This is a genomic window from Bacillus sp. ISL-41 (assembly GCF_018613235.1).
Lineage (GTDB): Bacteria > Bacillota > Bacilli > Bacillales > Cytobacillaceae > Mesobacillus.
Genome location: NZ_JAGGQP010000027.1, coordinates 1 through 21,458, shown reverse-complemented (window position 1 = coordinate 21,458; position 21,458 = coordinate 1). Strand labels below are relative to the sequence as shown.

At 42.2% G+C, this 21,458-nt stretch carries 20 protein-coding genes and 1 tRNA gene; 17 read left to right on the top strand and 4 right to left on the bottom strand.

Translation table 11 applies throughout. The features are described from left to right. The first annotated feature begins 7 nt into the window (after positions 1-7). From J7I80_RS12965 to opuFB, 7 genes are all read left to right on the top strand, one after another. Positions 8-1,342 (top strand): glycoside hydrolase family 30 protein, encoded by a 1,335-nt coding sequence (locus tag J7I80_RS12965; protein WP_214738775.1) that lies wholly within the window; start codon positions 8-10, stop codon positions 1,340-1,342. A 120-nt stretch (positions 1,343-1,462) separates the two neighbouring features. Further along, the gene (locus tag J7I80_RS12960) at positions 1,463-4,393 is read left to right on the top strand and encodes a carbohydrate binding domain-containing protein (protein ID WP_214738774.1); all 2,931 of its coding nucleotides are present in this window, start codon (positions 1,463-1,465) and stop codon (positions 4,391-4,393) included. 279 nt (positions 4,394-4,672) lie between these two features. Beyond that, positions 4,673-6,043, top strand: a complete 1,371-nt coding sequence (locus J7I80_RS12955; RefSeq protein ID WP_214738773.1) for an MATE family efflux transporter — start codon at positions 4,673-4,675, stop codon at positions 6,041-6,043. Between the two features lie 26 nt (positions 6,044-6,069). Further along, positions 6,070-7,005, top strand: coding sequence for an aldo/keto reductase (locus tag J7I80_RS12950; RefSeq protein WP_214738772.1), 936 nt, complete (start codon positions 6,070-6,072; stop codon positions 7,003-7,005). 33 nt (positions 7,006-7,038) lie between these two features. Next, positions 7,039-8,028, top strand: coding sequence for an L-glyceraldehyde 3-phosphate reductase (gene mgrA, locus J7I80_RS12945; RefSeq protein ID WP_214738771.1), 990 nt, complete (start codon positions 7,039-7,041; stop codon positions 8,026-8,028). Positions 8,029-8,261: 233 nt separating this feature from the next. After that, entirely contained in the window at positions 8,262-9,209 is a 948-nt protein-coding gene (locus J7I80_RS12940; protein ID WP_214738770.1) for an ABC transporter ATP-binding protein, read from the top strand. Further along, a complete protein-coding gene (opuFB, locus tag J7I80_RS12935; protein WP_214738769.1) occupies positions 9,206-10,723 on the top strand; it encodes an osmoprotectant update ABC transporter permease/substrate-binding subunit OpuFB in 1,518 nt (505 codons plus the stop codon). The genes J7I80_RS12940 and opuFB overlap by 4 nt, the downstream gene beginning before the upstream one ends. A gap of 102 nt (positions 10,724-10,825) precedes the next feature. On the opposite strand, the gene J7I80_RS12930 is transcribed toward opuFB, so the two are convergent. After that, the gene (locus J7I80_RS12930) at positions 10,826-10,990 is read right to left on the bottom strand and encodes a hypothetical protein (protein WP_214738768.1); all 165 of its coding nucleotides are present in this window, start codon (positions 10,988-10,990) and stop codon (positions 10,826-10,828) included. 344 nt (positions 10,991-11,334) lie between these two features. On the opposite strand from J7I80_RS12930, the gene J7I80_RS12925 reads away from it, so the two are divergent. The 8 genes from J7I80_RS12925 to J7I80_RS12890 all read left to right on the top strand — a co-directional run bounded on the left by J7I80_RS12925 (position 11,335) and on the right by J7I80_RS12890 (position 17,270). Then, positions 11,335-11,502, top strand: coding sequence for a hypothetical protein (locus J7I80_RS12925; protein WP_214738767.1), 168 nt, complete (start codon positions 11,335-11,337; stop codon positions 11,500-11,502). Positions 11,503-11,517: 15 nt separating this feature from the next. Continuing rightward, positions 11,518-11,979: a cytochrome c oxidase subunit II gene (locus J7I80_RS12920; protein WP_214738766.1), complete on the top strand. Its 462-nt coding sequence runs from the start codon at positions 11,518-11,520 to the stop codon at positions 11,977-11,979. Positions 11,980-11,994: 15 nt separating this feature from the next. Beyond that, positions 11,995-13,680, top strand: coding sequence for a cbb3-type cytochrome c oxidase subunit I (locus J7I80_RS12915; protein WP_214738765.1), 1,686 nt, complete (start codon positions 11,995-11,997; stop codon positions 13,678-13,680). 263 nt (positions 13,681-13,943) lie between these two features. After that, entirely contained in the window at positions 13,944-14,576 is a 633-nt protein-coding gene (locus J7I80_RS12910) for an SCO family protein (protein ID WP_214738764.1), read from the top strand. A 2-nt stretch (positions 14,577-14,578) separates the two neighbouring features. After that, positions 14,579-15,136: a hypothetical protein gene (locus J7I80_RS12905; RefSeq protein ID WP_214738763.1), complete on the top strand. Its 558-nt coding sequence runs from the start codon at positions 14,579-14,581 to the stop codon at positions 15,134-15,136. 121 nt (positions 15,137-15,257) lie between these two features. Then, positions 15,258-15,938 (top strand): Dph6-related ATP pyrophosphatase, encoded by a 681-nt coding sequence (locus J7I80_RS12900; RefSeq protein WP_214738762.1) that lies wholly within the window; start codon positions 15,258-15,260, stop codon positions 15,936-15,938. Between the two features lie 200 nt (positions 15,939-16,138). After that, complete coding sequence (locus J7I80_RS12895) at positions 16,139-16,531, top strand: MarR family winged helix-turn-helix transcriptional regulator (protein ID WP_214738761.1); 393 nt, start codon at positions 16,139-16,141, stop codon at positions 16,529-16,531. Positions 16,532-16,568: 37 nt separating this feature from the next. Next, complete coding sequence (locus J7I80_RS12890; RefSeq protein ID WP_214738760.1) at positions 16,569-17,270, top strand: polysaccharide deacetylase family protein; 702 nt, start codon at positions 16,569-16,571, stop codon at positions 17,268-17,270. Between the two features lie 49 nt (positions 17,271-17,319). Here J7I80_RS12890 and J7I80_RS12885 read toward each other — a convergent pair whose 3' ends face one another. The 3 genes from J7I80_RS12885 to J7I80_RS12875 form a co-directional block, all read right to left on the bottom strand. After that, entirely contained in the window at positions 17,320-18,087 is a 768-nt protein-coding gene (locus J7I80_RS12885; RefSeq protein WP_214738759.1) for an alpha/beta fold hydrolase, read from the bottom strand. Positions 18,088-18,341: 254 nt separating this feature from the next. Then, positions 18,342-18,414 (bottom strand) — tRNA-Ala (locus tag J7I80_RS12880). Between the two features lie 103 nt (positions 18,415-18,517). After that, on the bottom strand, positions 18,518-19,213 hold the full coding sequence (locus J7I80_RS12875) for an MgtC/SapB family protein (RefSeq protein ID WP_214738758.1): 696 nt from the start codon (positions 19,211-19,213) through the stop codon (positions 18,518-18,520). A 156-nt stretch (positions 19,214-19,369) separates the two neighbouring features. Here J7I80_RS12875 and J7I80_RS12870 point away from each other — a divergent pair, with 156 nt between their 5' ends. Further along, positions 19,370-20,284, top strand: coding sequence for a DMT family transporter (locus J7I80_RS12870; protein WP_214738757.1), 915 nt, complete (start codon positions 19,370-19,372; stop codon positions 20,282-20,284). Positions 20,285-20,293: 9 nt separating this feature from the next. Further along, the gene (locus J7I80_RS12865) at positions 20,294-20,833 is read left to right on the top strand and encodes a GNAT family N-acetyltransferase (RefSeq protein WP_214738756.1); all 540 of its coding nucleotides are present in this window, start codon (positions 20,294-20,296) and stop codon (positions 20,831-20,833) included. The last annotated feature ends 625 nt before the right edge of the window (positions 20,834-21,458 follow it).

Here is a 21,458-nt window from a genome sequence, read left to right as displayed (position 1 = left end):
TTGACACATGGAATTAAAAATGATCCAGACAGTCAAGAATACAGGAGAACGCTTTGCGGACAAGGGCAATCTTTCTTTTACAGATGAGCCTGGCCAAAATCTTGTGATGAAGCTTGATCCAGAAAAGAAATATCAAAACTTCATGGGATTCGGCGGAGCTTTTACAGAGGCAGCTGCTTACACATTGGCACAAATCTCCGTGGAAGAACGCGCAAAAATAATCGACAGCTATTTTAACCAGGAGACAGGTCTAGGTTACAGCCTTGGCAGGACCCATATCCACAGCTGTGATTTTGCCTTGGAGAATTACACCTATGTCGAGGAAAATGACGTCGAACTAAAAACATTTTCGATAGAGCGGGAACAGAAATACGTACTGCCGCTCATAAAGGATGCTGTAGAGGCCAGGGGGGAAGGATTAACGATTCTTTCTTCTCCCTGGAGCCCTCCAGCCTGGATGAAAACGAATAATGAAATGAACAACGGCGGGAAGCTGAAGGCTGAATTTTATGATACATGGGCTTTGTACTACACGAAATACATCAAGGCAATGGAATCAGAAGGGATTCCAATCTGGGGCATCACCGTACAAAATGAGCCGGAGGCAACTCAAGTGTGGGACTCCTGCCGATATAGTGCCGAAGAAGAACGCGATTTCGTTAAAAATCATTTAGGACCTGTCATGGAACAGGAAGGACTGGGTGATAAGGAAATCATCATCTGGGATCATAACAGGGATATTGCCTATGAGCGGGCAAAAACGATTTTATCAGATTCCGAGGCTGCAAAATATATTTGGGGCACAGGGCTCCACTGGTATGTATCAGAAGAATTCGAGAATTTGAGCAAGATTCATGAAGACTTCCCTGATAAGCACCTGATTTTTACCGAAGGCTGCATAGAAGGCGGAGTACAGCTCGGCGCATGGCATACTGGAGAACGCTACGCAAGGAACATCATGGGTGATATCAACAACTGGCTTGAAGGCTGGATTGACTGGAATATCGTCCTGAACGAACAGGGCGGGCCGAACCATGTAGGCAATTATTGCGACGCACCGGTCATCGTCGATACTAAAACCGGAGAGGTTCACTATAACAGCTCCTTTTATTATATTGGACACTTCAGCAAATACATTAAGCCGAACGCAGTTAGAATCGGTCATGAACTAAATCATGAATCTTTAAAAGCAGTTTCATTCGAAAATGAAGATGGCTCGATTGTCGCGGTTGTCATGAACGATGCAGACACCACTGAGTCATTCTCACTATCAGTCGGAGGCAAGACTGCCAAAGCCGAGCTGCCTGGTCATTCGATTACAACATTCATTATAGAAAGTTAAGTTCTGCCACCTCCTTGTCATGACAAAATGTGCTTTATGCTAAGTGATTTACATGAAAAGGGGGTGGTTTGTTTTAGAAACCGATCTTAACTCTTGTAAAATAATGAAGGAGGAATTGGTATGAAGAAGACCTTGGCTCTTTTATTGAGTGCCATGATGATTTTACCTGCAGCAAGTAACGCGGCTCCTAAAGATAAGCCGGAAAATGAAATGCTGAAAACAAAACAGAATAAATCCGAGTGGTCGCTTGTCTGGTCTGATGAGTTCAGCGGCTCCGAAATCGACCGCAGCAAATGGACCTATGATATTGGGAACTGGATCGTGGACGAGGATGGAAATGGGATAACACCTGGCTGGGGCAACAACGAGAAAGAGTATTATACGGATTCTAGTGAAAACGCCTTCATCGATGATGGCAAGCTTGTGATAAAAGCGAAAAAAGAAAAGGTTACGGATCAATTCGGCACCTATGATTATACTTCTGCCAAGTTAAAGACAAAGGGCTTGTTCAGCAAGAAATATGGCAGATACGAAATCAAGGCGAAACTGCCGACAGGCAAAGGACTTTGGCCCGCGATCTGGATGCTTCCTGAAGAAGATAAATATGGTACATGGGCAGCTTCAGGTGAAATCGATATTATGGAGGCGTGGGGAAGCAGTCCGCATAAAGTGGCAGGAACGATCCACTATGGCGAAGGCTGGCCGAATAATAAGTATACCGGCAAGGAATTCGAGCTTCCTAAAAACAGAGGCATCGACAGCTGGCATACATATGCCCTTGAATGGGAGCCTGGCGAGCTGCGCTGGTATGTAGACGGAGAACTCTATCAAACTCAGAATAAATGGTACTCAAAAGGTACGGATAATGCAGCAAACTTTTCCTATCCTGCACCTTTCGACCAGGAATTCTATTTAGTTATGAACCTCGCAGTTGGCGGCTGGTTTGACGGGGAAGTTGACGAGACGACGATATTTCCAAGCCAGATGGAAGTCGACTATGTCAGGGTATACGATTTGAAGAAACGGGATTACCGCGAGCCGATTGAGCCAGTGGCAGGGCCTGTTGTATTGCCTGCAGATGCGAAACAGCCGATGGAGGATGGCAATTTAGTTTATGACCAGAATTTTGAGGAAGCAATTACTGATGTGAGTATGCCTGGTGATGAGCTGAATTTAAAGTATTGGAACTTTGTCCACTTACCGGATTTTGACGGAGTTGGCAGCATTTCAGTTCAAAATCTGGATGGCACAAATTTTGCCAAGACGGAAATTTCAAATCCCGGATCAGCGCTTTATTCCCTGCAAATGATTCAGAACATCTCGCTAGGAAATGGCGGGAAGTATAAGGTTAGCTTTGACGCCAAATCGACAGCTGCCAGAAACATGATGGTAAAAGTTGGTGCGGGCGCTGAAGGAGACTGGGTAAAGTATTCTAATGAGGAATCCTTCCAGCTATCTGATGAACTGAAAACCTATGACTTCACTTTTGATATGCTAAATGAAACCGATATCGCAGCCAGACTTGAATTCAATCTTGGCGGGAACGGGACCAACCCAGTTTGGATTGGTAACGTGAAAGTAGAAGATATTACTGGGACTCCGGTAGACGAAGATGCGACTAAGCAGCCGCTGCCGAATGGGAATCACGTTTATAATGGTACATTTGACCAGGGCGGCATGGATAGAATGATGTATTGGAATTTCTCAGTCGGCGAGGCATCTGCAACGGCATCTGTTTCTGAAAACACACGAGAACTAGATGTGGCAATTGAAGATGGTGGCAGCCATCCGGAAGCAGTCCAGCTTGACCAAAAGGGGATGAACCTGGTTGCGGGAAATGATTATAAGCTTAGCTTTAAAGCAAGATCAGACGAACCAAGAAAAATTCAAGTCAGTCTTATGAACGTGGACGACACGGTTAATTACTCTGGAATGGACACAATCGAACTCACTTCCAATATGGAAGAGTACACATTGGAATTTACAATGCCAGAGGATGTATCCAATCCAGAAGCTCAACTTGTCTTTAGTTTTGGAAACGAAGCCGGCGATGTCTATTTGGATGATGTTGTCCTGTTGAAGACTTCAAATACTCCAGATTATGGAGATATCGACTTATATCCTTTGAAGAATGGTGATTTTTCAGACGGTTTTTCATCATGGGGAAGTTATGTGCATTACGATGCAGGTGGCCAAGTTACAGTAGAAAATGGCGAGGCAAAAGTTAGTATCGGCCATGAAGGCAATGAAACCTGGAGTGTCCTTTTGGAACAGCCGAATTTAAGCCTTGCTAAGGGAGTAGTCTATGAGCTTAGCTTTGCCGCTCGCTCTACGAAGGAGAGGAAGGCAGAGGTTACGATAGAAAACGCACAGTACCACAGGTATTTCGAAAAAGTGATCCCTCTTAGTGACGAAATGCAGCAATTCACATATGAATTCACCATGCCCGATGATGACATTGCGTCTTTCAAAATGCTTCTTGGTAAAAACGCTCTTTCACCAGTCGGCGCACATGATGTATTTATCGATAACGTGGTGTTAAAGGTTAGAGACGCTACGGCCGAAGAAGAGCCTGTTTCCACACCTGGGATTGACAACGGAACATTCGGTGAAGGCACAGCAGGTTGGACAGCATGGTGGGGCGACCAGTGGGGCGGTTATGCTGTTGGAGAGATGGTTGCTGAAAATGGAGAACTGAAGGTTGCGATTTCACAGGTTGGCGATGCTTCATATTCCCCTCAAGTCTTTCAGAAGGACCTGCTTTTTGAAAATGGCAGCAGCTATACAGTAACGTTTGATGCAAGAGCAGATGTGCCAAGGAAAATGAATGTCAATATAGGGAAAGAGTTGTCATACGATCCTTGGTTCATTAGCTATATGCCAACAAAAACAGTGGATTTAACGACTGAAATGAAACGACATAGCTATATCTTTGTCATGACTGAAGAAACCTTTAACGATGGCAAAATCGTTTTCGAACTCGGCAATATTTTAGACGGCAATGCGGCAACGAATGTCTATCTGGACAATGTAAGCATCATAAAAAACTAAGTTAATTAGCGGATGGGGCGACTTGGTCGAAATAATTGGGAATGTGGTCGAATTATTTAAAAATTCGCCAATAAAACTCAAAATGTGGTCGAATTATTATGAAATTCGCCAATAAAATTCAAATAGGTCGGAATCAAGAGGCAGAACAGCAAGTCTTTTCTGCCTTTTTCCTTCTATTCCATTGCGTTGCTTAAAAATTTATTAACTATCACAGTTGAATGAGCGGAGGCCAGCGTAATACTGACCATCATAGTGAACTTTAAAAGGTGGAAATGCAAGATGACTATACAGAAAAACAACAGTCTGCCTAAACAGATTGGCTTATTAGCACTTACCTGGCCTATTTTTATAGAAATGTTCTTGCACATGTTAATGGGCAGCACGGATACTTTCATGCTGTCCCATATTTCGGATGAAGCTGTTGCGGCTGTAGGGGTGGCCAATCAGCTCGTATTTTTCATGATCCTCGTATTTGGTTTTGTAGCCACAGGAACTGCAGTTTTGGTATCACAAAACCTTGGAGCAGGACTTCAGGTTGATGCAAGAAAGATTTCAGGTCTCTCACTCTCTTTGAATCTCATATTTGGAGTGATCGTCAGTATCATTGTGGTTGTTTTCAACGATTTATTTTTACAAATGTTCAATCTGACGCCCGAAATACACCGTCTTGCTCAACAGTATTTAACGATAGTTGGTGGAACACTTTTTACACAGGCGCTGCTTGTCACTGCGTCGGCAATCCTGAGGGCAAATGGGTTAACAAAAGAGGCAATGGTCATTTCGGTTGTCATGAATATCATTCACCTAGCGGGTAATAGTTTATTTATTTACGGACTATTCGGCGTCCCGGAAATGGGTGTTCAGGGTGTGGCTATTTCGACAGCCATATCCCGGGCAATCGCAGTGATTCTGATATTCCGATTACTATACCGCAGGCTCCCTATGAGAATTGCTTTAGAAGACTATCTGAACTTCAATAAATCTTTTATCAAAAAGATTTTGAAAATCGGTGTTCCTTCCGCTGGCGAAAATGTTGTGTATAACACCAGCCAGATGGCGATTACCGTCATTATAGGTTTGCTGGGGGCTATGGCACTGACAACAAGGGTATACACCTTTAACATCATGTCATTTATGATGCTATTCGGAATCGCGATAGGCCAGGGCACGCAAATACTGATTGGATACAAAGTAGGGGCAAGAGAGTTTGATAAAGCCTACCATCAACTATTAAAAAGCTTGAAACTAAGTATTATCATCACAATGGCGATTACCGTAGTAATCGTTGCAATCAGAGAACCTATACTTGGGGTCTTTACCGATAATAAGGAAATCATCAGGGAAGGAAGCAAGGTTCTGCTCTTGTGTCTGATCCTTGAACCTGGGAGAACCTTTAATATAGTTGTGATCAGCTCTCTCCGAGCAGCCGGAGATGCTGTATTCCCGGTGAAGATGGCTCTTGTCTCGATGTGGGGAATCAGTGTCCCGCTCGCCTATTTTTTAGGGATTACAATGGGCTTCGGACTTTCTGGCATTTGGATAGCCTTTATCATTGATGAATGGTTCAGAGGAATCATTATGTATATCAGATGGAGAAGCCGAGTCTGGGAGAAGAAGGTCCTGGTTGAAGACAGGGTACAGACAGCGTAATCGTTATTTTTGAAAGGAGGAGTGAGATGAAATACAGGCAGCTTGGAAGCACAGGGATAAAGGTGTCGGAAGTTGGTTTTGGTGCCTGGCAGCTCGGGAACGCCAGGGACTGGGAAGGTATGGAGAACAATCAGGCAATCAAGCTGGTGCATGAAGCGCTTGAGCAGGGCTGCAATTTCTTTGATACCGCCCCTAATTATGGCGGGGGCAATAGTGAGTCATTGCTTGGGAAAGCTCTTACTGGAAGAAGGAGCGAGGCGGTGATTAACAGCAAGTTCGGTCATCATCCAGATAACACCCTGAATTTCGATTCACAGAAGATCCGCAGTTCGGTTGAAAATAGCCTACGCCGGCTTAAAACGGATTATCTTGATTCGATTTTGCTTCATAACCCACCGTTTGAAATCCTGACCGGGGTTACGGATCACTTTGATGTGTTGGAATCCCTCAAACAGGAAGGCAAGATCCGGGCTTATGGTGCTTCAGTGGACTCTGCGAGAGAAATGGATGAGCTGATTCGGAATACCGGAAGCCAGGTTATTGAGGTGATGTTCAACATTTTTCATCAGGAACCAAGAAAAGCCTTCAAGAAGGCAGCAGAAAAAAATGTCGGACTGATTGTAAAAGTTCCGCTTGATTCTGGGTGGCTGTCAGGCAAATATGGTGAAAACAATATTTTTACAGACATCCGGAGTCGCTGGAGCCGTGAACAGCTTAAGAAAAGAGCAGAACTCCTGCCTGTCCTTAAGGAAATGCTGGAACCTGGTGAATCGTTGGTCCAGTTGGCTTTAAGGTATATTCTTAATTATCAGGAAGTCTCTACCGTCATTCCTGGAAACAAAAATCTCGAGCAGCTGATAGAAAATCTGTCTGCTTCAGATAAAAGTATCTCTGTTGAAAAAGCAGAAAAGATAGAGGAGATATGGGAACAAAAGCTTCAAGCTGACCCATTGGGTTGGTAACTAAAACAGACTATTTAATGGAGGTTTCAATTAATGGCATATCAACCAGACAGCAATCGCTATGAAACAATGACTTATAACAGATGCGGCAAATCAGGACTTAAATTGCCAGCTATTTCACTGGGGTTATGGCATAATTTCGGCGGCCAGGATCCTTTTGAGAATGGCCGTTCGTTAATCAGAAGAGCTTTTGACCTTGGTATTACCCATTTTGATCTTGCGAATAACTATGGTCCGCCACCTGGATCAGCAGAAGAAAACTTCGGCAGCATCCTGCGTAAGGACTTTTCAGGCTACCGTGATGAGATGGTCATCTCAACAAAAGCAGGATATGGAATGTGGCAGGGACCTTATGGCGACTGGGGTTCAAGAAAATACCTCGTGTCCAGCCTCGACCAGAGTTTAAAAAGGATGGGCCTTAATTATGTCGATATCTTTTACCATCACAGACCAGATCCAGAAACGCCTTTAGAGGAAACAATGATGGCGCTTGACCATGTCGTCAGACAAGGAAAAGCCTTGTATGTAGGACTGTCCAATTATTGCGTCGAGGAGACGAAACAGGCCATCGGAATTTTAAAAGAGCTGGGTACTCCTTTGCTGATTCACCAGCCTGCTTATTCGATGTTTAACCGCTGGGTAGAAAATGGACTTACCGATCTGCTTCAAGAAGAAGGAGTCGGTTCGATTGCATTTGTTCCGCTGGCACAAGGATTGCTGACCAACAGGTACATCAATGGAATTCCCACAGATTCCAGGGCCTTGAAGCCAAACAGCTTCCTGAACGAAGGAGATGTTTCGGAAGAAGTCCTTACTAAGGTTAGACAATTAAATGAAATAGCCCAGGAACGCGACCAGTCACTTGCCCAGATGGCACTTGCCTGGGTGCTCAGGGAACAAAAAATCACCTCAGCACTTATCGGTGCAAGCAAGGTCAGCCAAATTGAAGAAAACGTCGCTGCACTGAACAATCTTAATTTCAGCGAATCAGAATTGAACATGATTGATGAAATTTTAAAATAAGTAGTCCAAACAAAGCTGTAAAGCCAATTGGTTTTACAGCTTTTTTTGTATTGGAATGATTTTCTTGTATTTAGGGTAAAGGTATTTTTGTCTTACATCAGATTAGGATGCGCCTCTTTTACCAAAGGTGTTTCCTTTGGTAGTATTTATTTAGCATCATTTTGGCACTTAAAATAAGAAATCACCAAAGTGCCAACAATAGTTAAAAGACAAGAAGACTTAGGGGTGAAAAAGTGATCAGCTTTGAAAATGTATCGAAAAGATATGACGATGGAACCTTCGCGGTAAAGAATTTTAATTTACATATCAAGGAAGGGGAATTGCTTGTCCTGATTGGTCCAAGCGGCTCCGGAAAAACGACAACTTTAAAAATGATCAATCGGTTGATTCCTCTTACGGAGGGCTACATTAAAATCAAGGATAAGAAAATCAGTGACTATGATATTCACGAGCTTCGCTGGGACATTGGATATGTCCTTCAGCAAATTGCCTTATTTCCGCATATGACGATTGAAGAAAATATTGCGGTTGTTCCGGAAATGAAGAAATGGGAACAGAAAGAAATCAATCAGCGCATAGATGAATTGCTGCATATGGTCGGACTTGAACCGGAAACGTATCGTAAAAGACTTCCTCATGAACTATCCGGAGGACAGCAGCAAAGAATTGGCGTGGCTCGGGCGCTTGCGGCAAACCCGCCGATTATTTTAATGGACGAGCCATTCAGCGCCCTGGATCCCCTAAGCAGAGAGAAGCTTCAGGATGATCTTATCGAACTGCAAAAGAACATAAAGAAAACCATTGTATTTGTGACCCATGATATGAGTGAAGCGCTTAAGCTCGGAGAACGGATTTGTCTGATGAAGAATGGAGAAGTTGTCCAGACCGGAACTCCGGAAGAGCTGCTCCAACAGCCGGCGAATGACTTTGTCCGTGAATTTGTCGGGATTGACCAGGCTCAGGCAGAAATCGTGGATATTCGTGAAGGTGTCAAGCCTGTAAATCCAAGAGAAGCGGACAATCTACCTGTCATATCCTCCCGAATACCGATAAATGAAATCCTCGCCTTATTGAGCGAGCATGAACAGCTAGCAGTTGAAGTAAAAGATGAAATAATCGGCACGATAGATAGACAGGGAATGATCCGGATCTTATCCCGGCAGATGGAGGGTATTAAATGAACAGCTGGATTTCCACTTTTACAGATAGAAAAGACGAGCTGTTAAGTGCTCTGCTTGAACATATACAAATTTCCTTTATTGCGCTGTTTTTTGCAGTCTTAATCGCCATTCCTCTTGGGATTTTCCTGACTAGAAGGAAGCGGATTTCAGAAGGAATCATTGGGATTACTGCGATCCTCCAGACAATCCCATCCCTTGCGCTCCTTGGATTGTTGATCCCTTTATTCGGGATTGGCAAAGTCCCTGCAATCATTGCCCTTGTGGCATACGCGCTGCTGCCGATTTTAAGAAATACATATACAGGAATCAATGAGGTTGATCCATCATTAATTGAAGCCGCCCGGGGCATGGGAATGAACAGCAAGCGCCGTTTGCTCAAAGTTGAACTCCCATTGGCGATGCCAGTCATTATGGCTGGAATCCGGACGGCAATGGTCTTGATTGTCGGAACAGCGACGATTGCCGCGCTGATAGGAGCGGGCGGCTTAGGTGACCTGATCCTTCTTGGTATCGACAGGAATAACACGACATTAATCGTTCTTGGCGCAATACCCGCTGCCTTGCTTGCCATCCTGTTCGACCTTGTGCTCAGAAGGTTTGAAACGGTTTCCTTTAAAAAATCCCTTATCACCATTGGTGCCTTATCCTTAGCAGTCCTTTTCATAATGGTCATTCCATTTTTAGGCGGAAAAAATGAAGAAGAGATTGTTATTGGAGGAAAACTGGGTGCCGAACCAGAGCTCTTGATCAATATGTATAAACTTCTTATTGAAGAAGAAACGGACCATTCTGTCCAGTTGAAACCTGGACTGGGAAAGACTCCATTTGTTTTTGCAGCATTGGAAAACGGCAATATTGACATTTATCCCGAATTCACCGGCACGGCCATTTCGGAATTTTTAAAAGAAACAGCCAGCAGCACAAACAGGGAAGAAGTATACCAGCAGGCAAGGGATGGGATGAAAAAAGAGTTTGGTATGGAAATGCTTCAGCCAATGCACTATAACAATACGTATGCTCTAGCAGTTCCTAAACAGCTGGCTGAAGAGAATGACTTGAAAACTATCTCTGACTTGAAGTCAATTGAATCCTCGCTAAAAGCAGGGTTTACACTTGAATTTTCAGACAGGGAAGATGGATATAAAGGAATCCAAAAACTCTATGGACTAAACCTGCCAAGCCTGATCACGATGGAACCGAAACTCAGGTACAGGGCAATCAAAAATGACGAAATAAACCTTGTGGATGCCTACTCAACCGACAGCGAGCTCCAGCGATACAATCTCGTCGTACTTGAAGATGATAAAAACTTGTTCCCTCCATATCAGGGAGCCCCGCTCATGAGAGCTGAAACAGCAGAGAAGTATCCCGAAATCGTCAAGGCGCTCAACAAGCTGGCCGGTAAAATCACCGATGACGAAATGCGGAAAATGAATTATCAGGTGAATGTAGAAGGGGAGTCGGCTGAAGAGACAGCACGGAAGTATTTAAGAGAAGCTGGATTATTGGAATAAATAATTCAGGAACAAATGTTAAGAAGAGTATCAGGATAATGACAAGAGGCAGAAAAACCAATTGGTTTTTCTGCCTCTTTGTCAGTGAAGAATTAATACAGACTAGTTATTTATACTCGATAGAAAGCGAGTTTTGGCCTGTTCAAAAATGGCATTGATTTCGCCATGAATCGATTCTCTTTCATTTTTATTAGCCACATCTATAACCTTATATTTTAATTCTTTCACTAAATTATGTTCTTCTGTAGTCAAAATATCCTTAAACATATAAAATCCTCCTGTTGAACTATTGTTGGGAAATATAAAAATCCATGATGGAAAAACCATAGTTGGCTTTCTTGGTAGATGAATGTTTACCCTCTTTTAAAAACTAATAAACTCATTCTGAACTACTTAAGGGGTTCGCCCCCAAGCGTATTGAAAATTACAAGTTGTTTTTTAAAACCCTCGATGAATGAAGCGAGGGTTTTTGTTGTTTGCCAAAGTTTAAAACATTTCTAAAAAAAGATAAATTTCTAGTACTCCCAGGGGTTTTATATGTGATTTGACTCACTACATTGATAATCATTCGCAATTAAGATGAAGGTAAGAAATCAAAGGAGGGGATTTGGTTGAAAGCGACAGACAGGAAGGCCCAGACAGAAGTTCAGGGTGAAATCGTGGAGGTTACCAGTCACGAGAAAACAAAGGTAGGGACCTGGATATCGGTTGGAGTAGTGGGAGCAGTGATTCTTGCTACGTACTTTATTCTATTTGGACTTTATATGGCAAGAGTTTAGAAGGGGGAGAGAGAAATGCATTTAGATGAAAAAATCTGGCTGTTTTTAAGTTTTGGCATGATCATGGGTTTCATGATATTTACTGGGTACCAGGCAGTGGCTTTGGGAATGGGGCCCCCAAGCCATAAAGAAACGATCGATCCCCAAAAGGTCGATCAGACAGCTCCGTTTGATGAGCCGGGAATCAAACAAATTGGTGAAAATGAGTATGAAGTTGTCATGACGCTTCAGGTATTTAGTTTTACACCGATGGAAATCGAAGTTCCTGCTGGATCAACTGTCCACTTCACTTTAACGTCAAAAGATGTTGTTCATGGGTTCCAGGTGGCAAATACAAATTTGAACGCAATGGTTATGCCGGGGCATATCCAAAAAATATCACAGAAGTTTGATGAACCAGGTGAATATTTGGTGTTATGCAATGAATATTGCGGTGCAGGACACCAGGCAATGAGCACGAAAATCATCGTTAATTAAAAGGGGGGAAAGAATGTGCAGTCTGCATTAAAATCAACTTCATTTAAACAAAAAACTAATCAAGTATTAGGAATCAGCAACGAAGATGCAAGAATTTCGAAATCATACTTATCTATCGCGTTTATCGCTATGCTGCTCGGCGGCTTTCTGGGCTTGCTGCAAGGTCTCAACCGCGCCGGTGTCCTGCAATTGCCTCCGTGGCTTAACTATTATCAGGTGCTGACGGCCCACGGAATCCTGTTAGTTGTTGTACTATCCGCGTTTTTCACCATTGGATATTTTTATGCCGGACTCTCTCACACGCTGGGTGGATTGCTGCCTAAAGTAAGGAAAATGGCATGGATCGGTTTTTGGATGAAAATCTTTGGATTTGTTTTGGTCGTCATTCCGATTTTAAAGAATGAAGCCTCTGTCATGTACACCTTCTACCCGCCAATGGCTGCATCGCCAATGTTTTACTTTGGCTTAGTGTTCATTGTATTGGGAATCTGGATGCTTTCATTGGGAGCGTTTACTCAGGTTGCAAACTGGAGAAGGAATCACAAAGGACAACATCTCCCGATTCTCGCCTTCTTTGCAACTGGTGTCTTTGTCCTGTTAGTCGGCGCAACAGCTTTTGTTGCAGTAGAAGTCCTTTTCATGATCATTCCATGGACACTTGGCTGGACTGACGGCATAAACGTATTGCTGGCGCGTACACTTTTCTGGGCATTCGGACATACTGCCGTGAACATTTGGTATCTGACAGCTGTATCAGCATGGTATGTAATCGTACCAAAAATAATCGGCGGACACCGTTGGAATGATCTTTTGACTCGTATGGTTGTCATACCGTTAGTGATCATGAACATTACCGGCGGATTCCACCATCAGATCATTGACCCTGGTATTTCGGAGTCCATCAAATATATGCACGTATTCATGAGCCTTGCTATTGGATTTCCTTCTTTAATGACCGCATACGCGATGTTCAGGGTATTTGAACGTACAGCAAGAGCGAAAGGCGGAAAGGGTTTGGTTGGCTGGTATAAAAAGATGCCATGGGGAGATGTACGATTCCTGTCGCCATTTATCGCCATGGTAGCATTCATTCCAGCTGGAGCCGGCGGAATTGCTCAAAGCACAAACCAATTGGACCAGGTTGTACACAATACGATGTGGGTGGTAGGCCATTTCCATTTGACGCTTGGAATGTCTGTCATCATGACATTCTTCGGCATCAGTTACTGGCTGGTTCCATATTTATCAAAACGGGTGTTGACTCCTGCCATAAATAGATTGGGCGTGATTCAAACCGTCATTTGGACTGTAGGCATGGTGATCATGTCGATTTCCATGCATGCTGCAGGTCTCTTCGGTTCACCAAGGAGAACATCCTTCACCACCTATGGAGACTTTGCGGAAAAACTTGGATGGAACCCTCTTATGGCAGCGGTAGGAATAGGAGCAAGCTTATTGCTGATTGCCGTCATCCTTCAAGTTTATGCGGTGTTCAACCTCATGTTCTTCGCACCTAAGGGAGTAACAGAATTCCCAATTGCCGAAGAGGTAGCAGGGGCAGCGAAAACTCCATACTGGACAGAACGCTGGGGAATCTGGGTTGTACTCATGCTGTTGGTTGTTTCAATGGCTTACGTCCTGCCAATCGCAGACATGATCATGAATGCACCTCCAGGATCGCCGCCATTTAAAACTTGGTAAAAAGAAAAGCGCAAGCGCCTTAGTCAGCCGAAACGACTCGAACTGCTCAAGGCTGACGCTTATCGCAAGATAGTCGGGGAGCACTTTCAGGATGAAAACTGGCTAGGCGCTGGAGCTAACATTATTGCAAAAACCTTTTAACTTTCTTGTAATGTAAACAAAGGGATAGCTCCTGATTCAGGGCTATCTCTTTCAAATCAGCACGATATGTGAAATCTTAATCCTTAAAAGAATCACAACTGAAAAAATGGGATGTGATCAATTTGATCAAAAATCGGCAAACGCTCATTTCCTGTATAGTTGTATTGGTGTTTGGACTGCTTTTATTTTATACAGGAACAGACGGATTCACTGCTTATACAGCAGAGACAGCAAGAGTGACAAAGCTGGTTGAGGAACAGCCCCAGTTTCCACAAGTAACCTTTGAGGATAGTGAGGGGCGGTCCTATTCTATATCTGAATTTGAAGGTAAGTATGTATTTATCACTTTTATTTATACAGGCTGCACTACGATATGCATTAAATTAGAAGAAAATATGTCGCAGGTGTACGACTTGCTTCCCAGTGAATATATAGGCAAGGAGATTGTCTTTTTAAGCATAAGCTTTGACCCGGGCAAAGATGACCCAGCTACTTTGAATAAGTATAAGAATTTATTCGGAAGTGATGGGGAGACATGGAGAATGGCCAGGATCCCGGACCAGGATCAGTTAGACACATTGCTGGAGAAGTTTGGCGTCATTGTGATCCCAGATGGAAATGGGAACTTCGCTCATAATTCAGCGTTTTATTTAGTGGACCGGCAGGGAGAACTAGTGAACGTAATGGATTTTACAAAGGTAAATGAGGCTGCAGATAAGTTGAAAGAGACTCTAGAAGCAGACAGGAGGAAATAAAGATGAATCAGTTTCTGTTTGGGCTCGCACTTTTAATCGGTTTAATGCTTCCTCCTGTTGCAAACTTAATGGAATCCGTCATGATCATTCACATGCATATGCAGATGCCGATGCTGGTGATCGCCGGATTTTTCATGGGACAGTTTTTTCAGCAGCGCTTTCCTCATTTCTTTTTAAAATATAATCAAGAGGGCATTCCAGGAACCCTTCTTTTTATCATCATCATGGGTTATTGGATGCTGCCGCGCACAATGGATGAAGCCTTGACGGGAAATAGTGTGGAATTATTCAAGTTTATCAGTCTGCCATTATTGGCGGGAGTGCCTCTGAGAGATTCCTGGAAAAAACTCAGCAAGAACCGGAAAAATTTTACCATTGGATTTTTCACAGTGATTTTCCTGGGTATGGGCTGGTTATATATTCAAGCAAACGATCAGCTATGCAACAATTATTTGGTAGTTGATCAGATAATCCTCGGGTGGGGATTCATCACAATGGCCATCTGTATGGTGATTTACTTAGCGTATACAGCGTTAGTGGATCCTTCATTATATGAGTAAGAAATGATCCATTTTGACGAGAAGTCACAGTGAGGTGCGTTATCAGGTATAATAAGTTGAAGGGATTTTATTAGAAGCGGTAATTGTTGCATAGACATAACCTGGCGAAGGAGGGCCAAATATGAAAATAGCAGTCTCATTCAGTGGCGGAAAAGACTCTACGCTAGCATTATACAAAATACAAAACAATCCTGATTTTGAGGTTGATTCATTGCTCGTGACGCTGACGGAAGGATTCGATCGCGTATCGATTCATGGAGTCCGCTACGAGCTGTTGAAGCTTCAATCTGAGTCATTGGGAATTCCATTAAGAGAGGTCTGGCTTCCAAAGGACTGTCCGGATGAAAAATATCAAGACATTATGGGAAAAGCAATGGCCGGCATGACAGAAGACGGAGTTACCCATATCGCTTTTGGCGATATACATCTTCAGGATGTTCGGGAATATCGAGAAAAAATGTTATCAGCATCGGGAATAATCCCAATATTCCCTCTCTGGGGTTTACCTGTTGAGGAAGTAAGTCGTGAGTTTGTTGATCTTGGATTCAAAACGGTTTTAACATGTGTTGATTTAGAAAGTCTGGAGCCGTCCTATGCAGGAAAAGTATATGATAGAAAATTTATCATGGAATATCCGAAAGACCATGATATTTGCGGAGAGAATGGAGAATTCCATTCATTTGTGTTCGATGGACCTAACTTTACATTCCCCATCAAATATAGATTAGGCGAGGAAAAAGTGACAAAGGACTATTTCACTAAAAAAGATAGATTCTTATATATAGATTTAATCCCGTATTAAAGTTTATAAACTTTTAAGTGCAAATAAATAGTAAACAAACTTCCAACAATGAAAAAAATGACGCCCGAAATTGAGTTTGGAGAAAGATAATGTAAAAGATCCATAAAAAGCACCCCTTTATTTAGATGTAAATATCGTATTACGATATTTTGTATTTTAATTATATCGTGTTAAGATATAATTATCAATAAGAAAGTAAGGTGGAATTTTTGCTTAGTAAAGACGTATATGAGTACCTCGCGGAGTTTCGGTACCAATTGAGGAAGTTCCAGAAGTTCAGTGAAACAGCAGCTGAAAATATGGGCATCACAGCTCAGCAGCACCAATTGATGCTAGCCATCAAAGGGTACCCGGAAAGGGATTATGCTACACCGAGCGAGCTGGCAGAACGATTGCAAATCACCCATCATTCATGCGTCGGACTGATTGACCGCTGCGAAAAGTCAGAACTGGTCTCACGCAGGAAAAACCCGGAAGACGGGAGAAGCGTATTGATAGATGTAACGGATAAAGGAATGGAGATTCTCGAGGGCCTGTCTGCGATTCACCTTGAGGAAATAAAGCGGATTGGATTGTTCAAGGAGAAGTTTTAATACACAGATAAATGACGGGAGAAATAAGAGGTAACTTATGAAGAAAAGAATCATCTATTTTGGAACTTTAACTATAGTAATAATCCTCCTTTTACTAGGAACTTATAAATTGATGAATTCCAGGACTTTTCAATTGTTCGGCGGACTGACAGCCCAAGTAAATACCGACGAAAAAATAGTGGCTATAACCTTTGATGATGGCCCTACACAACAAGTGGAAGACATTTTGCCAATATTAGAGAAGTACGATGCCAAGGCAACATTCTTCCTGATTGGCAATGAAATCGAAAAAAATCCAGAAGCGGCACAATTCATCGCCAGGGCAGGCCATCAAATTGGGAATCACACATACTCCCATAATAGAATGGTGTTGAAATCCCCTTCCTTTATCAAAGAGGAAATCCAGAAAACTAATACGCTGATAGTAAAGGCCGGCTTTACCGGTGAAATTGACTTCCGGCCGCCTAATGGGAAAAAACTGCTCGCTCTTCCTTATTACCTGGATCAGCAAAATATTGATACAATCACCTGGAATCTTGAGCCCGATTCCTATTTCACCAAGTCATCCGAGAAAATAAATTACATCAAGAACAATGTAAAACCGGGATCCATCATTTTATTGCATCCTATGTATGATAAGACAGGCGAAGAGCTTCAAACACTGGAGGGAATCTTGAAGGCATTGAGTGCAGAAGGATATTCATTCATCACGGTAAATGAACTTCAGAATAGAGATTGACTTAAAGTTGCTTTTTACAAGAACGGTGACAGGTACCTATAGATACCTGTCATTTTGTATTTATAAATTGAGAAATTAGCTGGTTAAGTTCTTTCGCACCCTTAGTAGGGACACGGTGGTCGACATTCTCGATAAAATGCAATTCGTTTTGGGGCAATTTTTCATGCAATTGCTTTGCATAAGAGTGAAAGGGCTTATCCTTCTTGCCATAAACCAGTAGGATAGGCAGAGTAATTTCATGCAGCTGATTGACACAATTGTATTTTAGACTATAGCGGTAATACTGCTCAATGTTGCGGTAATCTCCTTTTTTAGCTTCTGAAAACATATTTTTAAACAGCTTTATATTATTTGAATTACTCCAGGAGATGGACCAGGCTAATAAGTTTATGGCTCCTTTGCTTGAAAGCTTGATTCCTAAAGAGATCTTCTTTCTCAAGTAATCGTCATTCACATCGGGCATTGCCCCAACCGAAATTCCCCCCAAAGCTCTCTCAGGAAACGTCAGCATGAATTCCAAAACAATAGAACCGCCCGTCGAATATCCGCATATAAACGCTTTGGTTATATTAAGATGGTCCAATATTGAAATGATATCCTTGATAATCAGTGGATAGGTTATGGGTTCTGTGGAGTATGGGCTTTTTCCGTGTCCTCTAATATCGAAGGTAATAATCTGAAAATTTTTTGAGAGTTTTTCTAATTGATATTGGAAGTTCACTGAAGTCAATACAGGAGGATGTATAAAAACAATCGGAGTTCCACTTCCTTTTACAGTATAAAACAGACTGGTACTTTTCATATTCAGCATGGGCATGTATTTGACACCTCAATTACTAATTGAATATTAAATTCTTGAACAAAATTGTCTGATCAGGAAGGGTTTAGACCGTCTTACAAAGTTTACTGAAGCACTCAATGATATTTTCCCTTACTTTATTATAAAAAATGCGTATTTCCTGGGTAAGCTAAAGAGATAAAGGATATGGAGAGTATTTCGTTTAATGAAGGAAGATAATCAATAATGAAAAAAGCCGTCAAACCAATTGGTTTGACGGCTTTTTTAGGAAGTGGAGAATAGGGGGCTCGAACCCCTGACCTCAACGCTGCCAGCGTTGCGCTCTCCCAGCTGAGCTAATCCCCCGTATCTAATAGATAAGGTACAAGAAAGATTATATAACCATCTCGCCGGACATGCAAGACAAAATTTCACGTGCACGCAAAAAAGCCGCAATAAGCGGCTTTTCCTACAAACCTTCGATTTCAACCCTGTTGATCCCATCGATTTCCGACACCGTTTCATACACATCCGTCGTCTTTCTGCGGAAGTCCACGGTTACAATCAATTGCACCAGCTGGTTTCCCTCTGCAAGATCCTTAATTCGGACGTTTTTCAAGGCGATTTTTTCCTCTTTGATCCTGGTAATAATATCGGCTATACTTTCCCGACTATTGACATTAAACTGCAGCCGGATCTCTTTTTCCCTTAATTGTCTTGGACCTATGAAAGTCATCAGGAACGGTATGAATTCCACACTCACAATGAGTAGAGCAACACCAGCAATGGCTTCCCAGTAAAACCCGGCGCCAACCGTGATGCCAATTCCAGCGGCACCCCAAATCATCGCTGCCGTGGTCAGACCAGAAATTGTGTCATTCCCTCTTCGTAAAATAACTCCGGCACCTAGGAAACCTATCCCTGAGACGATTTGCGCTGCCAAACGGAGCGGGTCCATCGTGATATTCACATCTTCATCCCCAGGGAACATATAAGCCGACTCACTTGATACAATCGTTAAAAGACAGCTGACGATTGATATAACAAGGCTTGTTTTAAGTCCTACCGGTTTTCTTTTAATCTCCCGTTCGAGCCCGATCACCAGGCCCAAGAATGCGGAAATCCCCAACTTTAGCAATATTTCCATATCAATTGAATAGAACATATCGTTTCTCCTGCCCCTAAATAAGATGTATTTACTTTCCCTAAAAACCACGGACTAAACTTTTTATAGAAAAAATAAAATATAATTCAAGATAAAACCTCGAATTCATTGTAAAATACATTTAATTCACATTGTATAACTTAAAGGAGAATAGAAATGCAATCACCTAAAGTAAATCCGTATATGGCGGTAGCAATCGGTGTCGTGGCAGTCTCAACTTCTGCGATCCTGGTAAAGGTCTCATCCGCGCCGTCTGGAGTCATAGCCTTTTATCGATTATTCTTTTCTGTACTATTAATGCTGCCGGTGTTTCTTATAAAGTATGTTTCGGAACTTCGTCTTATTACGAAACGGGATTGGGTATTCACCGGAATAGCCGGGATATTTCTGGCCTTCCATTTTATCCTCTGGTTTGAATCACTAAACTATACCTCGGTAGCGAGCTCAACCGTGCTGGTCACTCTTCAGCCTCTATTTGCATTTGTGGGTGCTTATCTGTTCTTTAAAGAGCGTGTTTCAGCTAAAGCGATTTTAAGTGGTGTAATTGCGATTGGCGGCAGTGTCATCATCAGCTGGGGTGATTTTAAAATCAGTGGAAGCGCTCTGTTTGGAGATTTTTTGGCGATTGTAGCTTGTGCATTAGTAACCGTATACCTTTTATTTGGCCAAACAGTCAGGAAAAGGATGTCTTTAATAACCTATACCTTTATCGTCTATAGCATCAGTTCAATTACATTGTTCTTCTATGTAGTAGCTGTTGGTGACTCGTTCTATCCATATCCTACGAGTGATTGGGTTTACTTTATCCTTCTAGCTCTGATTCCAACTCTGCTTGGCCATACACTGTTCAACTGGTCAATAAAATGGATCAGCGCCTCAGTTATTTCGATGGCGATACTTTTCGAACCAGTTGGCGCAACCGTACTTGCCTTCTATCTGCTCGGTGAAAAAGTCATTTGGACTCAGATTATCGGAGGACTAGTTGTTATTGCAGGCATAACATTGTTTTTAGTAGATGAAAGAAAGATGAAGCTGAAAAATCAAGCCGAAATCAAATCAATATCGGGGTAGGGGATGTATGTGCAGATTAGAAAGGCTACAAAAGATGATGCAAGCGGAATTGCCAGGGTTCACGTCAGAAGCTGGCAAGAAACTTATCAGGGGATTATAAGCCAGGATTACTTGGATACTTTAAAGGTGGAGGACCGGAAACCTTTATGGGAAAAAAGCTTATCAGAAAGTGCTAATATCTCTCCGGTTTTTGTCGCTGTTAATCCAGAAGGGGAAATAGTAGGCTTTGCATCCTTTGGAAAAGAAAGATCAGGGAATTTTAAAGCCGACGGAGAATTGTACGCGATCTATATCCTTAAAGAGTATCAAAGAGGAAAACTGGGCCTGAGGCTGCTGCAAGCCGGTGTGGATGATTTGCTGAATCAAAATTACGAATCCATCCTCGTGTGGGTGTTAGCAGATAATGAAAGCCGGAAATTTTATGAAAGCCTTCAGCCGCAAAAAGCTGGGGAAGAAGTTGTGAAAATTGCAGGCAGAGAATTTATCGAAGTAGCATATATGTGGAGAGATTTAAAACTGCTGCGCCAGGCTGCTAGAGAAAAACTGTAAGAGTATAGATGCGAGACCTTAAGGGGTAGACAAAAAAATCCCCTTCATTAAGAGGGGATTTTTTTAAATGTTTTTAAATGAATAGGTAAGTGAACCTTGAAAATAATAATGCACAGACAGAGCTTAAAATAAGAGTTCCACCGTGAACCTTTCCTTCAGTGTTTGCAATTTTAATGGCTTCAATATAGGCAATGCTAAATAAAAGAATTGCCATAGATAATGATAGATATAGTGCGATTGATTGCAGCAAGTAGGATCACCTCTGTAAAATAGTTTTTCCAAAGCATTATATGAGGACTTATAAGAAATTATTATAAAAACCTTTAAATTATATGAGGACTTTGTAAGAAATTATTATAAAACACTTTAATAAGAAGAAACTCGGAAAACCTGAAAAGAATTCTCTTCTTGTGAAAAATTCTTTTAAAATTATATTGCAAACATATTTTATCCATGGTATATTTAATCTCGCTTCAGGAAAACAACGTTGAATTGAAAATCAAACATCGGTTTTTACGAAAAAGAAAAACAAAAAACGATGTTGACAATAACAAATCAACGTGTTATATTAATAAAGTCGCTTCTGGGCGACGAACTGAACAACTTGCTCTTTGAAAACTAAACA

Coding starts and splice junctions, on each gene's coding strand:
- J7I80_RS12965 (WP_214738775.1), top strand. CDS start 8: ATGGAATTAAAAATGATCCAGACAGTCAAGAATACAGGAGAACGCTTT.
- J7I80_RS12960 (WP_214738774.1), top strand. CDS start 1,463: ATGAAGAAGACCTTGGCTCTTTTATTGAGTGCCATGATGATTTTACCT.
- J7I80_RS12955 (WP_214738773.1), top strand. CDS start 4,673: ATGACTATACAGAAAAACAACAGTCTGCCTAAACAGATTGGCTTATTA.
- J7I80_RS12950 (WP_214738772.1), top strand. CDS start 6,070: ATGAAATACAGGCAGCTTGGAAGCACAGGGATAAAGGTGTCGGAAGTT.
- mgrA (WP_214738771.1), top strand. CDS start 7,039: ATGGCATATCAACCAGACAGCAATCGCTATGAAACAATGACTTATAAC.
- opuFB (WP_214738769.1), top strand. CDS start 9,206: ATGAACAGCTGGATTTCCACTTTTACAGATAGAAAAGACGAGCTGTTA.
- J7I80_RS12930 (WP_214738768.1), bottom strand. CDS start 10,990: ATGTTTAAGGATATTTTGACTACAGAAGAACATAATTTAGTGAAAGAA.
- J7I80_RS12920 (WP_214738766.1), top strand. CDS start 11,518: ATGCATTTAGATGAAAAAATCTGGCTGTTTTTAAGTTTTGGCATGATC.
- J7I80_RS12905 (WP_214738763.1), top strand. CDS start 14,579: ATGAATCAGTTTCTGTTTGGGCTCGCACTTTTAATCGGTTTAATGCTT.
- J7I80_RS12900 (WP_214738762.1), top strand. CDS start 15,258: ATGAAAATAGCAGTCTCATTCAGTGGCGGAAAAGACTCTACGCTAGCA.
- J7I80_RS12890 (WP_214738760.1), top strand. CDS start 16,569: ATGAAGAAAAGAATCATCTATTTTGGAACTTTAACTATAGTAATAATC.
- J7I80_RS12885 (WP_214738759.1), bottom strand. CDS start 18,087: ATGCCCATGCTGAATATGAAAAGTACCAGTCTGTTTTATACTGTAAAA.
- J7I80_RS12875 (WP_214738758.1), bottom strand. CDS start 19,213: ATGTTCTATTCAATTGATATGGAAATATTGCTAAAGTTGGGGATTTCC.
- J7I80_RS12870 (WP_214738757.1), top strand. CDS start 19,370: ATGCAATCACCTAAAGTAAATCCGTATATGGCGGTAGCAATCGGTGTC.